This is a genomic window from uncultured Psychroserpens sp. (assembly GCF_947500255.1).
Taxonomy (GTDB): Bacteria; Bacteroidota; Bacteroidia; order Flavobacteriales; family Flavobacteriaceae; genus Psychroserpens.
This window is the reverse complement of sequence record NZ_CANMRL010000005.1, coordinates 15,468-29,751: the sequence shown is the minus strand read 5'-3', so window position 1 is coordinate 29,751 and position 14,284 is coordinate 15,468. Positions and strand designations below refer to the sequence as shown.

Genomic DNA, 14,284 nt, shown 5'->3' with positions numbered 1-14,284 from the left:
TATCGTGATTTTAAACTAAAAAAAAGCATTCTGTGACAGAATGCTTTTTTTCGCTACTAACCAATTATAGTGGATTAGTTCATAGGAACCTCAACGATAATCAATTCGGAATCTTTAGTCGCTTTAATGTCAAGATTTTCTGTTTCAGAAATACCAATAGCATCTCTATTGACAAGCGTATTATTAGCAATTTCAATTTCGCCATCAACCACAAATACATAAAATCCGTTTTGACCAGATTTCACTTGTAAATCAATACTCTTTTGTGCATCAAGATTTGTTCTGTAGATATAAGCTTGTTGACTAATTGGTAACGCCTGACCTACCAATTTATCTTTAGGCGCCACTACTGTTTGAAGCTTATTTTTCTTTTCTTCGGAAGGAAAAACACGTTGCTCATAATTTGGGGCAACGCTCATTTGCTCTGGGATAATCCATAACTGAAGAAAATTAACCTCGTCTGTTTTGCTGTCATTAAATTCAGAATGTGTTAATCCAGTTCCAGCACTCATGACTTGAACTTCACCGACTTCGATGGCGCGTTTATTTCCCATACTATCTTTATGCGATAAGGCACCTTTTAATGGAATGGAAATGATTTCCATGTTTTGATGCGGATGTGTTCCAAATCCCATTTTTGGTTTAACCACATCATCATTCAAAACACGAAGTGCTCCAAAATTCATTCGTTCTTGATTTTGATAACTCGCAAAACTAAAAGTATGATGCGATTTTAACCATCCATGGTCTGCAAATCCCCTAGTATCTGCTTTGTGAACTATTGTTTTCATAATCTTTATTTTTTATTAATTAGCTGGAAGAAATCCCATCTTACCCATTTGGTAATCTCGCATGGCTTCCAATAATTCTGTTTGTGAATTCATAACGTAAGGTCCGTACGTTGCAACTTGCTCTTTAATTGGTTCTCCTGATAAGAACAACAATTTACTATCTCTTTCTGCCTTGATAGAAAAACCATCTCCATCCTGATGAAACTCCATTAATTGGTTTTTATCCAATTCAATAGATTCAACATCATTTACAGTTACTTTTCCGTGAAGGAGATACAACATACCATGATGTTTATTAGAATAGGTGATTGTTTGTTCTCCTCCAGCTTTAGCATCAATCATGAAGGCATTTACAGCTGTTTGCGTTGCTATTTTACCAAAAGAGTTTTGCAATTCTCCAGCAATAATTCTGGTTTCTACATTCTTATCTTCGGAAATAATCACATTAAACTCTTCATGCTTAGCATGCTGATAATTAGCTTGCATCATTTTTTTCTCTGCAGGAAGATTTAACCATAATTGAATTCCTTCGATTATCCCTCCCGTTTCAACTAGTTCTTTTGTTGGACCTTCAGCATGTATAATACCACGTCCAGCAGTTGTCCATTGTACGTCGCCAGCTTTTACAACACTTTGATGGCCTAACGAATCACGATGTAATTGTTCACCTTGTACTAAAAACGTAACGGGTTCAAACCCTCTGTGAGGGTGTGGGCCAAGATCAAACGGATTATTTGCTTTTGAAATTTCATAAGGCCCATAGTGATGTAACAATATAAATGGATCTATCATTTCAATAGCTTGTGTTGGAAATGGTTGTCGCAGCCTAATAGGCCCCATATTTACGAAATGGCTCTTACCTGCCCTTTTTATTGTATTTAATTTCATTTTTATATCCTTTCATTGTAATAGTTTCCATGGAAAATATTTGATTAAAAAAATACGATCATCGCATTTTATCTAGCAAATCACTTAATTGTTCTGCTTCTTTTTCATTTAAATTTTTAAGAAGGTCCTTATTGAAATTCATTGGAATAGATTCTAATAAAGCAATACCTTCTTTAGTTATTGCTATCTTAACTACACGTCTATCATGTGCTGAAGGCAATCGTTCTATATAATCCTTCGCGCAAAGTTTATCCATCAAGCGTGTTGCATTAGGTGAGCGTTCTAGCATTCGGTCTTTAATAATCTGAACGTTTAATGGTTCTCCAGCTCCTTTCAAAATTCTTAAAATATTATACTGTTGTGGAGAAATGCCATAGTCTTTAAAAAATTCATTTTGACAACTTGTAATCCAATTAGCTGTATAAATAATATTAAGCATGGCTTTCACCCTATTATTTTCAAACTTAGAATTGATATCTTTTGCTAAATCTCCCATCATTTAAATTTTAAAATAAAACGTCACTATATTCAGTTCTCTTTTTGAATACTGCTGCAGCAAAAGGACATAAAGGCAAAATTTTAATTTGTTGTTCCCTTGCATAGTTAACAGAGGCTTCAACTAATCTATAGCCAATACCTTGACCTTTTAAAGATGGATCAACTTCGGTATGATCAATAATGATCTTATCTGCTCCAGCGTGACTATAGGTCATTAATCCTTTTTCAACACTATCAACTTCATAATAAAATCGACCTTTATTTCCTGTATCTGTGTGTTTTATATCCATAACTTATAAACTGTTTTGAAATTGTTTAATTTCTTCAGTCAATTGCGCATTCAATTCTTGATTGATTATTGTTCCGTCTTGAAAGTTTGTGCCAAAAGAAGGTAAAGAAAAAGTTCCTACTATATTTCCTCCCATATAAGGGAAACGTCCTTTGGCAATTTCTAAAACTGTAGCACCTCCTCTACCTCCAGGTGATGTAGCCATTAATAGCATTGGTTTATCACTCCATAATTTACCATCAATACGTGACATCCAATCAAAAATGTTTTTAAAAACTGTTGCATAAGCACCATTATGTTCAGCCAATGATAAAACAATACCGTTGGAAGATTTAATATGCTCTAAAAATTTATACGCATTTTCTGGAATACCATGTTCTATCTCATAATCAATTCCGTATAAAGGTAATTCAAAATCATTCAAATCTAAAACGTCTACTTCAGTATCTTCAACCAGAGTTGTCGCATAAATTGCTAGTTCTTTGTTAATTGATTTTTTACTATTGCTTCCTGCAAATGTTATTATTTTTTTCATAGGTCTTATTGTTTGATGGTACAAATATACAATAAAAAAATTATATATTCCTAGGAAACTATTTCCATGTTATTAATTTTAACAAATTATTCACTTTTTAATCCGTTATGGGTTTCGTAAATTCGTAGGAAATAAAATACACTATGGATTTAAACTTCAATAAAAACGAAGATCATAATAAATTACTCCTTTCAGATTTAAAAAAACGCTTAGCTCGGGTTAAACTTGGTGGTGGTGAAAAACGTATAGAAAAGCATCACTCCAAAGGTAAAATGACAGCAAGAGAACGTATCGATTATCTTCTTGATGCAAAAGCATCTTCTGTAGAAATTGGTGCTTTTGCTGGAGACGACATGTATAAAGAACATGGTGGTTGTCCATCTGGTGGTGTGGTCGTTAAAATAGGTTATGTAAAAGGAAAACAATGTATAGTTGTTGCCAATGATGCTACAGTAAAGGCTGGAGCTTGGTTTCCAATTACAGGTAAAAAGAATTTAAGAGCTCAAGAAATTGCAATTGAAAATAGACTTCCAATAATATATCTGGTGGATTCGGCTGGTGTGTATTTACCAATGCAAGATGAGATTTTTCCCGATAAAGAACATTTCGGACGCATATTTAGAAACAATGCCGTGATGAGCAGCATGGGAATTACACAAATTGCTGCTGTTATGGGAAGTTGTGTTGCTGGTGGTGCGTATTTACCTATTATGAGTGATGAAGCTCTAATAGTAGATAAAACGGGAAGTATTTTCTTAGCAGGAAGTTATCTAGTGAAAGCCGCTATAGGAGAAACCATCGATAATGAGACATTAGGAGGTGCGACAACCCATTGCGAAATTTCAGGAGTTACAGATTATAAGGCAAAAGATGATAAAGACGCTCTAGAAACCATCCAGCGTTTAATGGATAAAATTGGCGATTATGATAAAGCTGGTTTTAACCGTGTTACCGCAAAAAAACCTAGTGAAAAACCTGAAGACATCTTTGGTATATTGCCACGTTCAAGAGCAGATCAATATGATATGAGAGAGATTATCAAACGTTTAGTTGATACATCTGAATTTGATGAATACAAAGAAGGCTATGGTCAAACTATTATCACTGCTTATGCGCGAATTGATGGCTGGGCTGTAGGTATTGTGGCCAATCAGCGTAAGCTCGTAAAAACTAAAAAAGGTGAAATGCAATTTGGTGGTGTGATCTATAATGACAGTGCTGATAAGGCAACACGTTTTATTGCGAATTGCAACCAAAAGAAAATTCCGTTGGTCTTTTTGCAAGACGTAACTGGATTTATGGTTGGCAGTAAATCTGAGCATGGTGGAATCATTAAAGATGGTGCTAAGATGGTAAATGCTGTAAGTAATTCTGTGGTTCCCAAATTTACCATTGTGATAGGAAATAGTTACGGAGCTGGAAATTATGCCATGTGTGGAAAAGCCTATGATCCAAGATTAATTGTAGCTTGGCCTAGTGCCGAATTAGCAGTAATGAGTGGAAATAGTGCAGCAAAAGTACTATTACAAATAGAAAAAGCTTCACTGGAAAAACAAGGTGAAAAAATTACACCTGAAAAAGAAAAAGAACTTTTTGATAAAATTAAAAACAGATATGACAATCAAGTATCGCCATATTATGCGGCTGCACGTATTTGGACTGATGCAGTTATTAATCCGTTAGATACTAGAACCTGGATTAGTATGGGAATAGAAGCTGCTAACCACGCTCCTATCGAAAGACCTTTTAATATGGGAGTGTTGCAAGTATAAGATGCAGCAAACTACAAACAAACAGCCCACCTATGTTATAATATTATTAATATTAGCGGCTGAGGCTGTTTTTATTTTACCCTTTGTTTTAGTGCGTATTTTTAGAACTACTTTTCTCGAGTCTTTTGGTATAAGTCAATTTGAAATAGGAAGTTGTTTTTCTGCTTACGGAACCGTTGCACTTTTTTCTTATTTATTTGGTGGTCCATTAGCAGATAAGTTTCGACCTCATATACTTATGTCTGTAGCCTTAATGCTTACTGCACTTGGTGGCTTATATCTTGCAACATATCCATCACTTGCCAATCTACATATACTCTATGGTTTTTGGGGATTTACTACTATTTTCTTGTTTTGGGCAGCTATGATCAAAGCGACTAGAATTTGGGGAGGATCTAATAAACAAGGAATTGCCTTTGGGTTTTTAGATGGTGGTCGTGGTTTAGTTGCTGCTATATTTGGATCTGCTGGTGTATTAATCTTTTCGTTGTTCATTACAAAAGATATTGAACTCACCTCTGTAGCTGAACGTCGAGAAGCGTTTAAACATGTCATTACTTACACCTCTTTTGCGGTAATGGGGATTGCACTTTTAGTATTTTTCTTTTTGAGGTTTAAAACCAATGATACTGCAAAAACAGAACCTGCAAAAAAGACCATCACTTTAGACAATTTTAAACTTGTCATAAAGTACAAATCTGTTTGGTTGCTCATGATCATTATATTATGCGCTTATTACGGTTATAAAATGACAGATCTTTTTAGTCTATATGCCGAAGAAGTTATGCTCTATAATAAGATTGAAGCTGCAACTATTGGTACATATCTTCTATATATGAGACCTGTTATTGGAGTTGTCATTGGTTTATTAGCTGATCGTACGCGAGCCTCTTTATGGATTATCATTGGATTTTTATTAATGACAATTACTAGCCTTATTTTTGCTTCAGGTATTATTAGTGATAGCTCGACATTATTATTTGTATTATCTATAGGAACTATGGCCTTAGGCGTTTATTCGGCAAGAGTACTCTACTTTGCAACGTTGGAAGAGGCAAAGATTCCATTAGCAATTACAGGTACAGCTGTAGGGTTTATATCTATTGTTGGTTATACACCAGATATTTTTGCTGGTCTTTTGTATGGTTATTTTTTAGATGCATATAAAGGTCTGGAAACTGGACACCAGATTGTATTTGGTATCATGGCTGCATTTGCTGTAGTTGGATGTATCGCTTCTTTTATGTTATATAAACACACAAAAAAATAGTTAATTAATTGCTGCTTCCAAAGTCTTTTGTCGTTGCAGCTTTCCTGTTTCAGTTTGGATAAACTTTGAAATATGGTATACTGATTTGGGTACCTCAAACTTTTTTAAATCTTGAAACACTAAAGGTTCTAACACATTTGAGTCACTTTCTAATACAAGAACAACTTTTCGCCCAAGGTCTTTGTCAGCTTCTGAAGTAATAAAAAAACGTGTTTTGATTTTATCTTGAAGCTTTGCCTCTATTAATTCAGGAAATAATTTCACACCACCAGAATTAATCATATTATCAAAACGACCAATAATATTAAATTCTGTTGATGATACTATCTCTATAATATCATTTGTGATTATTTTCTCATCAGACAGTTTTTTAGCATCTATTATTAAACAGCTTCTATCATCTGTAGATATTTGGATATCACGTAACACTTGAAAATATGCATTATCAGAATTTTTATTAAGTTGTCTCACTGCAATGTGGCTAACCGTTTCAGTCATTCCATAGGTTTCAAAGACTTTTGCTTTTACATTCTGTAGTGTTGATTTTAGCGCTTTAGACACTGAGGCTCCTCCAACTATTAGCGTTTTAATATTCGTTAAACGCTGTAATGAGTTTTTAAGTTGTAACGGAATCATCGCACAGAAATCGTAGTGCTTTAAATTATCATAAGCTGGTATCGTAGAAGGAGACACCAAATCCAATTCAAGTCCTAGTATCATAGCTCTAACAAGCATCATTTTACCTGCTATATACTGACTTGGCAAACAATGCAACGCCTTATCTCCTGGTAGTAATCCAAAAAAATCGCCTGTCATTATTGCCGAATTAACCATGGCTTGTTTTTTAAGCATTATCGTTTTTGGCAATCCTGTCGAACCAGAAGTATTCACCAAAACATGGTCTTTATCATCTATCCAATCTAATAGAAAATTGCCAATTACTTGCTCATAGTCGTCACCTTCCTTAACTAAACTGTAGGCTATCTCTTTAAGTTCTTCATGGTTGTAATGGATACCATTTAGCTTAAATCTTAAATGTATTTTATCAAATGTAGGTGTCATAAAATTATGGAATGCTATTCGCCTATAATTTTGTAGTCTTCTTGAGCAGGTTCTATAACTCTACCAAATAAATTGGCTTTCCAATTACGCCATTTATATTTTTTGGCGAATATGAATAGAATAATTGGGTATATTACTAAAATAGGAATCAAAATCTCAGAAACTTGATTGGTAGCCTCTTCAGCAGTATATCTAAAAACAGCATCTGTTTGCAAAGCAGACCAATCTGAAGTTACTAATAAAGCAGCCAACAAATTATTTCCTAAATGAAAGCCTAAAGCCAATTCTAAGCCATCATCCATTAATGTCATAATACCTAGCATTAAACCTGTTCCAATGTAAAATATCATAATAATCGGTCCCATTTCATCTACTTCAGGGTTTCCACCATGAAGCACTCCAAATAGTACTGAAGTCAATATCAAAGGAAACCATCTGTTTTTTACTACAACAGCAAGCTGCTGCATTAAATAACCTCTAAATAAGTACTCTTCCAAACCAATTTGAAGAGGAAATAAAAGTAAACTCACAATAACCAATATGGTAAATTTTACAGGGTCCAATTGAAACTCAACGAAAGAAGGGTCTGAAAAGTAACTAAATGCAAATAACCCAAGTGTGATGACAACAATTAGTGAGAATGAAAAGAAAGCACGCTTCCAGTCTATTTTGTTTCGTGCTGTAGTTAACGACTTAATGCTTCGTTTGTGCAAAAATTTAACCAATAAAAATAAAAGTAGCAATAGCACTGCAAAAGGCAACAAATTAATGGCCAACCAAAAGTTTTTACTTGGCACTAACTCTAACATTTTTTTTTGCTCTTCTATAACATCAAAACCATCACCAAAAAATATTAAAAAAATTAGATTAAATATAAAGAGACCAGATACAATTAAAACTGTCAAAATCACTTTCCATCCTTCATTTTCTCCTTTGTACGCTTGTTGTAAATAATTCATAGTTAAATATTAAAATTCCAAGATGTATGCTTTTCGTAACGCAATGTACCATTTTTTACTACTAATGGCGAATCAAAATTATTTGTAAACAAACTACCTGTTCCAAGACCTTGTGGCAAATCATTGTTAAGCATATATGTCCATTGCGCTATGGCATTCAAGCCAATATTACTTTCTAAGGCACTTGTAATCCACCAACCAATTTGTTGCTGATCTGCGAGATCTATCCAGTTTTGACTTCCTTTAAAACCTCCAACTAAAGTCGGTTTCAAAATGATATACTGTGGATTAATACTTTCAAGTAATTTCTTCTTTTTATTATTAGAAAATACACCAATCAATTCTTCATCTAAAGCAATATCCAAAGGCGTGTTCTCACATAATTGGGCCATATTTTCCCATTGTCCTTGTTTAATTGGTTGTTCGATTGAATGCAAATCAAATTCTGATAATCGCTTTAACTTTTCTAACGCTTCATCTGGAGAAAAAGCTCCATTGGCATCAACTCGTAACTCAATATCACTTGCCGAAAACTCTTTCCTAATAGATTTCAACAGATTTAATTCGGTTTCAAAATCTATAGCTCCAATTTTCATTTTAATACAATTGAAACCAGCATTAAGCTTTTCGGTAATTTGACTTTTCATAAAGCCTTCACTCCCCATCCAAATGAGGCCATTAATAGGTATAGACGCATGACCTTTTGTGAATTCTGAAGGGAACAAATCAAAACCAGAATCACTTGACAAGGACTTGAATGCCATTTCCAATCCAAATTGAATACTAGGAAATGTAACAAGCTCATCCAATAATACTTCCAATCCCAAATCAATATGTTCACAAGCCCATTGTAATTTTGATTCAAAATCTGGCTTATCATCGCAGCTCAAACCTTTAAACATACCACATTCGCCTATGCCAATTTTACCCTGATCATTAAGAACAATGAACCAAGTCTCCTTAGTTTTCAAAATCCCTCTAGAAGTACCACTGGCTTTTTTAAAATTGAGTATATACGGTTTGTAAGTTGCAATCATAGTTTATGAATTCAGTAGATGAATTCGCTACAAAAATACTAAATCTAAGCGCAAGATGTATGACGATTCTTATTAGAAATTATGATGAAAACTCAATTGTAGTTGTGCTTTTCCAACACCGTTTGTTTTTTGATTCATCCAACCCAATTGAAATTTCATACCAGGTTTCAACACATAACCAACGCCAAGATAGGTACGATTACGGTCAAAAAACTCAACCTCTCTATTATCTCCAATATCACGCTGACCATTAACAAATAATTCATTGTATAAAGCAGCATATAAAGCTCCTTTTTCTAAAGTACTCTTATTAAAAGGCACATTCATAAATAAGTTATAACGATATCGAGTTCTGAAATCTTGATCTTCTACAAAACGTTGTTCATATCTAAAGCGATGCGTAAGATATACACGATTTCCTAATTTGTGAGGCAAGAGTGCTTCCTGATAGATTCTACTCTCTGTTGATGTATCATCACTATCGCCAAATGTTCCTGTTGTGATGTGAGCATAACCCAATGTAAATTTTGCATTTACTCCTTTAGGTCTATAAGTAACTCCTGAACGCAGCAGCAATTGTTCTAAATCGCCACCTAAGTTCCAATTACGATATTGAACATCGCCTTGAATTCCAAATTGACTTTCTTTAAATTGATGATCGAAAAAATACATATACCAAGCACCTGTTTTACCAGATTCTACTTGAGCGATTGATTTTACCGAAATGAATAAAATAATAAGTAAGGTGAGTTTTAATTTCATAGTTTGTTAACTTCATTGCAAAATTAATATCTGTAATTTTTGCTTAAAAATTGAAAACTGTAAATATACAGATTTTTCACAATTTCGTACTTTAGCTAAAACCGAAAGAGACTTATGCAAGATCCCAATTTTCCAAATATCATATTATTTGCTATTCCTTTTTTTATAGCCTCTATGCTATTGGAATTATATGTTACAATAAAGCAGGACATTAAAACCTATGAGACCAAAGATGCCTTCTCCTCTATTGCTATGGGATTAGGCAACGTTTTTCTAGGTTTTTTTAGTAAAGCCATTGTGTTGGTTGCCTTTTTCTTTATTTATGAAAATTTTAGGTTGTTTACCATTCCTATTGTTTGGTGGAGCTTCATACTTATTTTCTTTGCTGATGATCTGGCCTATTATTGGTTTCATCGTATATCTCATGAATGTCGATTATTTTGGGCATCACATGTCGTACATCATTCATCACAACACTACAATTTAAGCACAGCGTTACGCCAAACATGGTCTGGTGGTTTTTATTCTTTTGTCTTTTGGCTTTGGCTGCCACTTTTAGGGTTTCATCCTGGAATGATACTCCTACAGATGTCAATAAGTTTGCTATATCAATTTTGGATACATACAGAAACCATAAATAAATTGCCACGCTGGTTTGAAGCGGTTTTTAATACACCATCTCATCATCGTGTTCATCATGGCAAAAACCCATTGTACTTGGATAGAAATCATGCAGGGATTTTGATCATTTGGGATAAATTGTTTGGCACATTTCAACCCGAATTAGAAGATGAAAAAGTAGTCTATGGCTTAGTTAAAAATATACATACATATAATCCAATAAAAATTGCATTTGTTGAATGGATTCATATGTTTAAAGATGCTTTTTCTGGTCGGAAATCGCTAAAAAACAGAATTCTATATCTTCTTAAGCCACCTGGTTGGAAACATGATGGTACTGGTAAAATATCGGAAGATCTTAGAAATGAATGGTTAACTAAACATACGAAACATGACGTTTAACGATAAAACAATTTGGATTACTGGAGCTTCCAGTGGTATTGGAAAAAGTTTGGCTATTGCTTTATCTAAATACGACTGTAGTTTAATACTTTCCTCAAGAAGGGCTGATGAATTAGCTAAGGTCAAGTCGCTTTGTCATGAACCAAATAGAGTTCACGTACTTCCCTTAGATTTGGCTGATATTAATCATATGGAATTTAAAGCAAATGAGGCTATTTCTACCTTTGGAAGGATTGATGTTTTAGTTAATAATGGTGGAATTAGTCAGCGCTCGGCAATTATTGATACTTCTATTGATGTAGACCGAAAACTGATGGAAATAGACTATTTAGGAACTGTAGCTTTGTCTAAAGCAATATTACCTCATTTTATTGACAATCAATCAGGTCATTATGTGGTAGTATCCAGTTTAATGGGGAAATTTAGCTCGGCATATCGATCGGCATATTGTGGCGCCAAACATGCCCTACACGGTTTTTTTGATGCGTTACGTTTAGAACACGATAAAGACAACATTAAAGTTACAATGATTTGTCCTGGTTTTGTGAATACCAATGTAGCTCGTAACGCCTTAACTGGAAACGGAAGTAAGCAAGGCTATCAAGATGACATGACTGAAAATGGTTTAGATGTTGACGTCTTTGTAAAAAAGATGATCAAGGCCATACGCAAAGAGAAATATGAAGCTTATATCGGTAAGTTTGAAAAGTTTGGTGTTTACGTAAAACGCTTATCTCCGCGTTTGATTCATAAGTTAGTGATGAGAAGCAAAGTAAAATAGTCTAAATTTTTTCAGCAATCACCTCTATCAAAATCGGACAAAATAACGTTGTGTTTTTGTTTTGTTCTAACTCTTCAAAATCTCTTAAAGCCTGTTCAACATCTGCTTGAGACAAATAGCCAGCATCTACTAATCTAGGAAAATAACTGTGATAAAATGATTTAGGCCATTGCCAAACTAAATTGTCTGGTGTCGCTAATTTAGACATTAGTCGTTTACTAGTCACCTTCATTCCTAAATCCTCAAAAATTCCTGGTAGTTCCCTACCTATATCTATTTCTCCATCTTGTTCTTTAAAACTCTGTAAACAACCAGCAATAGCTTTTTCTATACCTGCTTTTCGAGGTTCTATACTATGAGTCTGCCAATCATAATATTCATGCAGCACCATTTTTCCACCAGGTTTAAGCGCTTGCTTTACTTTTTCTAAAATTTCTTTGACATTAGGCACCCAAGCCATTGCCCAACGGCAGTACATACCATCTAGACTGTTAGGTTCTAAGTTCATATCATTAAAATCAGCTTGAATAGCATTAATCTGTAGCGCATATTGCGAATTAATTCGGTTTAGAAAATTAATAAAATGTTCAGAACGATCTATACCAATCACCTTACCAGAATTACCAACCACAAAGGCAAGTTCTTTAGAACAGAATCCTGGTCCGCAACCCAAATCCAAAATAGTTTGTCCAGCAGTAAAACCTGCTAATTCCCAACCTTTATGTGCTTCGGAAGCCCAAACTTGATGTTGTAATCCCAGCCGATGTAATTCTTCCTGATCTGTTCCTAAAATGTATGCGTCTTGTTCTTTCAATGTCAATTATCTTATATTATAGTTCAATACTTTCACCAATTTCCAAAAGCATTAAGTCTTTATTCTTATCGAAGAATTTGCGTTTGGCAGCTTCATGGTCAATTTCAATATAACCAAAGGTATCAAAATGATAGCCCAAGACTTTATCGCATTGAACAAAGTCACTCGCATATATGGCTTCTTCGATTCCCATCGTAAAATTATCACCAATAGGTAAAATAGCTAAGTCCAATTTAGTAAATAGAGGAATGAGTTTCATATCCATAGTAAGAGCAGTATCACCAGCAATATAAATGTTTTTGTGCTCACCTTCAATTACGAACCCTCCAGGTTGTCCTCCATAACTACCATCTGGAAAGGATGATGTATGAATTGCATTAACATATTTAACAGTACCAAATTCAAAATCCCATTGACCACCATGATTCATAGGATGGTTTTCTAAGCCTAGCTTATCAAAATGGGTTGCAATTTCAAAATTCGAAACAATCACAGCACCAGTTCGCTTAGCAATAGCTTCAACATCTAGAATATGATCTTGATGTGCGTGTGTGACCAATATATAATCGGCCTCAAGGGATTCAATGTTAATATGTGAGGCTTTAGGATTTCCTGAAATGAATGGATCAATAAGAATATTGATGTCAGCAATTTTTAGTCCTAGACTTGCATGACCATAAAATGTAATTTGCATTGTTGGTTGACTTAAAAAATGATTGGATTTAAAAACAGAAACTAAAATACGAAAAAACTCAGACAGATTTGAAGAAATTGTCTGAGTTTTAAAGCCCCAAATTTTATTGCCAACATAATAGCAAATAAATGCCGACCTACAAAATTTCAGACTAAATATAAGCATTAATTATTTGAAAACCAAATAATTATGTTAAAAAATCTATAAAATATAACCTACTCCTAATAGTACTGAAAACAAAAAAGTAGTTAACGCCAGAACTTTTAATTGCGGATCAAACTCTTTTGGTGCGTCCGTTTTATTCACTTTAACAATGTGCAATACTAATGGAATATAAGCGATATAAAACAAGAAATTATAAAAATTTGAGAAGTACAATATTGAAAACACAAATGAGAAAGCTATAGCCAAAACAATGAGTATGATATGATAATTTTTTGCTCTTGTTTTTCCAAGTTTTACAGCTAGCGTGTCTTTACCAGCTTCCTTATCCGAATCTATGTCTCTCATATTGTTAAGGTTCAAAACTCCCATACTCAAGAGACCCAGTGATACTGCGGGTAAAAACACATGATGGTCAATATGTTTGGCATATAGAAAATAACTACCAATAACACTTAACATTCCGAAGAATATAAAAACAAATACATCTCCTAAGCCTTTGTAGCCGTAAGGTGAACTCCCAACGGTATAATTTATTGCTGCATAGACCGACAAACCAGATAGTAAAAAAAACAGTAAGGCATAAAGAAAATACTTACTTCCAAAGGACACAAAAATAAGCCCAACAGTGAGTACAATAACTACAAGGATATTCATTTTGATCCCATCGAACATTTCTTCTGGTGTAATAGCTCCACTTTGAATAGCACGCTCTGGCCCAATTCTACTATCATTATCTGTTCCACGTACACCATCACCATAATCGTTAGCTAAGTTTGAAAGTATTTGTAAGCTTATCGTCAATAATATAGCGAAGGTCATAATGATACCATCAAAGTAACCATTGTAATGTGCAAAACAAGATCCTATTATAATACCAGATACTGACAGTGGTAACGTACGTAATCTAAAAGCTGATACCCAGGGTTTTAATTTTTTAAACATAA

At 34.1% G+C, this 14,284-nt stretch carries 16 protein-coding genes; 4 read left to right on the top strand and 12 right to left on the bottom strand.

Translation table 11 applies throughout. From position 1 onward, the window contains the following. Positions 1 to 74 precede the first annotated feature (74 nt). Genes Q0783_RS13745 through Q0783_RS13725 form a run of 5 tightly spaced genes read right to left on the bottom strand, consistent with a single transcriptional unit; the run spans position 75 to position 3,001 of the window. Positions 75 to 791, bottom strand: a complete 717-nt coding sequence (locus tag Q0783_RS13745; RefSeq protein WP_298896049.1) for a pirin family protein — start codon at positions 789 to 791, stop codon at positions 75 to 77. 15 nt (positions 792 to 806) lie between these two features. Next, complete coding sequence (locus tag Q0783_RS13740; RefSeq protein WP_298896047.1) at positions 807 to 1,679, bottom strand: pirin family protein; 873 nt, start codon at positions 1,677 to 1,679, stop codon at positions 807 to 809. Positions 1,680 to 1,737: 58 nt separating this feature from the next. Continuing rightward, positions 1,738 to 2,175: a MarR family transcriptional regulator gene (locus Q0783_RS13735; RefSeq protein WP_298896493.1), complete on the bottom strand. Its 438-nt coding sequence runs from the start codon at positions 2,173 to 2,175 to the stop codon at positions 1,738 to 1,740. 10 nt (positions 2,176 to 2,185) lie between these two features. Further along, positions 2,186 to 2,467 carry a GNAT family N-acetyltransferase gene (locus Q0783_RS13730; protein ID WP_298896045.1) on the bottom strand — a complete coding sequence of 94 codons (282 nt, stop codon included), beginning with the start codon at positions 2,465 to 2,467 and terminating at the stop codon, positions 2,186 to 2,188. Positions 2,468 to 2,470: 3 nt separating this feature from the next. Further along, a complete protein-coding gene (locus Q0783_RS13725) occupies positions 2,471 to 3,001 on the bottom strand; it encodes an NAD(P)H-dependent oxidoreductase (protein WP_298896043.1) in 531 nt (176 codons plus the stop codon). A 143-nt stretch (positions 3,002 to 3,144) separates the two neighbouring features. Between Q0783_RS13725 and Q0783_RS13720 the strand changes: the two genes are divergently transcribed. Both Q0783_RS13720 and Q0783_RS13715 read left to right on the top strand, forming a co-directional pair. After that, positions 3,145 to 4,773, top strand: coding sequence for a carboxyl transferase domain-containing protein (locus tag Q0783_RS13720; RefSeq protein ID WP_298896041.1), 1,629 nt, complete (start codon positions 3,145 to 3,147; stop codon positions 4,771 to 4,773). Between the two features lies 1 nt (position 4,774). Then, the gene (locus tag Q0783_RS13715) at positions 4,775 to 6,043 is read left to right on the top strand and encodes a nitrate/nitrite transporter (protein WP_298896040.1); all 1,269 of its coding nucleotides are present in this window, start codon (positions 4,775 to 4,777) and stop codon (positions 6,041 to 6,043) included. Here the strand turns inward: Q0783_RS13715 and Q0783_RS13710 are convergent, their stop codons facing one another. The 4 genes from Q0783_RS13710 to Q0783_RS13695 all read right to left on the bottom strand — a co-directional run bounded on the left by Q0783_RS13710 (position 6,044) and on the right by Q0783_RS13695 (position 9,863). After that, positions 6,044 to 7,105: an AMP-binding protein gene (locus Q0783_RS13710; RefSeq protein ID WP_298896037.1), complete on the bottom strand. Its 1,062-nt coding sequence runs from the start codon at positions 7,103 to 7,105 to the stop codon at positions 6,044 to 6,046. It abuts the gene before it with no gap. Between the two features lie 14 nt (positions 7,106 to 7,119). After that, entirely contained in the window at positions 7,120 to 8,064 is a 945-nt protein-coding gene (locus Q0783_RS13705; protein WP_298896035.1) for a CPBP family intramembrane glutamic endopeptidase, read from the bottom strand. Positions 8,065 to 8,066: 2 nt separating this feature from the next. After that, the gene (locus tag Q0783_RS13700) at positions 8,067 to 9,101 is read right to left on the bottom strand and encodes an o-succinylbenzoate synthase (protein WP_298896033.1); all 1,035 of its coding nucleotides are present in this window, start codon (positions 9,099 to 9,101) and stop codon (positions 8,067 to 8,069) included. Between the two features lie 72 nt (positions 9,102 to 9,173). Further along, positions 9,174 to 9,863: a DUF2490 domain-containing protein gene (locus Q0783_RS13695; RefSeq protein WP_298757246.1), complete on the bottom strand. Its 690-nt coding sequence runs from the start codon at positions 9,861 to 9,863 to the stop codon at positions 9,174 to 9,176. Positions 9,864 to 9,977: 114 nt separating this feature from the next. Here Q0783_RS13695 and Q0783_RS13690 point away from each other — a divergent pair, with 114 nt between their 5' ends. Further along, the gene (locus Q0783_RS13690) at positions 9,978 to 10,886 is read left to right on the top strand and encodes a sterol desaturase family protein (RefSeq protein ID WP_298896031.1); all 909 of its coding nucleotides are present in this window, start codon (positions 9,978 to 9,980) and stop codon (positions 10,884 to 10,886) included. Continuing rightward, a complete protein-coding gene (locus Q0783_RS13685; RefSeq protein ID WP_298896029.1) occupies positions 10,876 to 11,667 on the top strand; it encodes an SDR family oxidoreductase in 792 nt (263 codons plus the stop codon). The genes Q0783_RS13690 and Q0783_RS13685 overlap by 11 nt, the downstream gene beginning before the upstream one ends. 1 nt (position 11,668) lies before the next feature. On the opposite strand, the gene Q0783_RS13680 is transcribed toward Q0783_RS13685, so the two are convergent. The 3 genes from Q0783_RS13680 to menA form a co-directional block, all read right to left on the bottom strand. Beyond that, on the bottom strand, positions 11,669 to 12,481 hold the full coding sequence (locus tag Q0783_RS13680) for a methyltransferase domain-containing protein (RefSeq protein WP_298896027.1): 813 nt from the start codon (positions 12,479 to 12,481) through the stop codon (positions 11,669 to 11,671). Positions 12,482 to 12,497: 16 nt separating this feature from the next. Continuing rightward, positions 12,498 to 13,175 (bottom strand): metal-dependent hydrolase, encoded by a 678-nt coding sequence (locus Q0783_RS13675; protein ID WP_298896025.1) that lies wholly within the window; start codon positions 13,173 to 13,175, stop codon positions 12,498 to 12,500. Positions 13,176 to 13,376: 201 nt separating this feature from the next. Continuing rightward, positions 13,377 to 14,282 carry a 1,4-dihydroxy-2-naphthoate octaprenyltransferase gene (menA, locus tag Q0783_RS13670; RefSeq protein ID WP_298896023.1) on the bottom strand — a complete coding sequence of 302 codons (906 nt, stop codon included), beginning with the start codon at positions 14,280 to 14,282 and terminating at the stop codon, positions 13,377 to 13,379. Positions 14,283 to 14,284 lie beyond the last annotated feature (2 nt).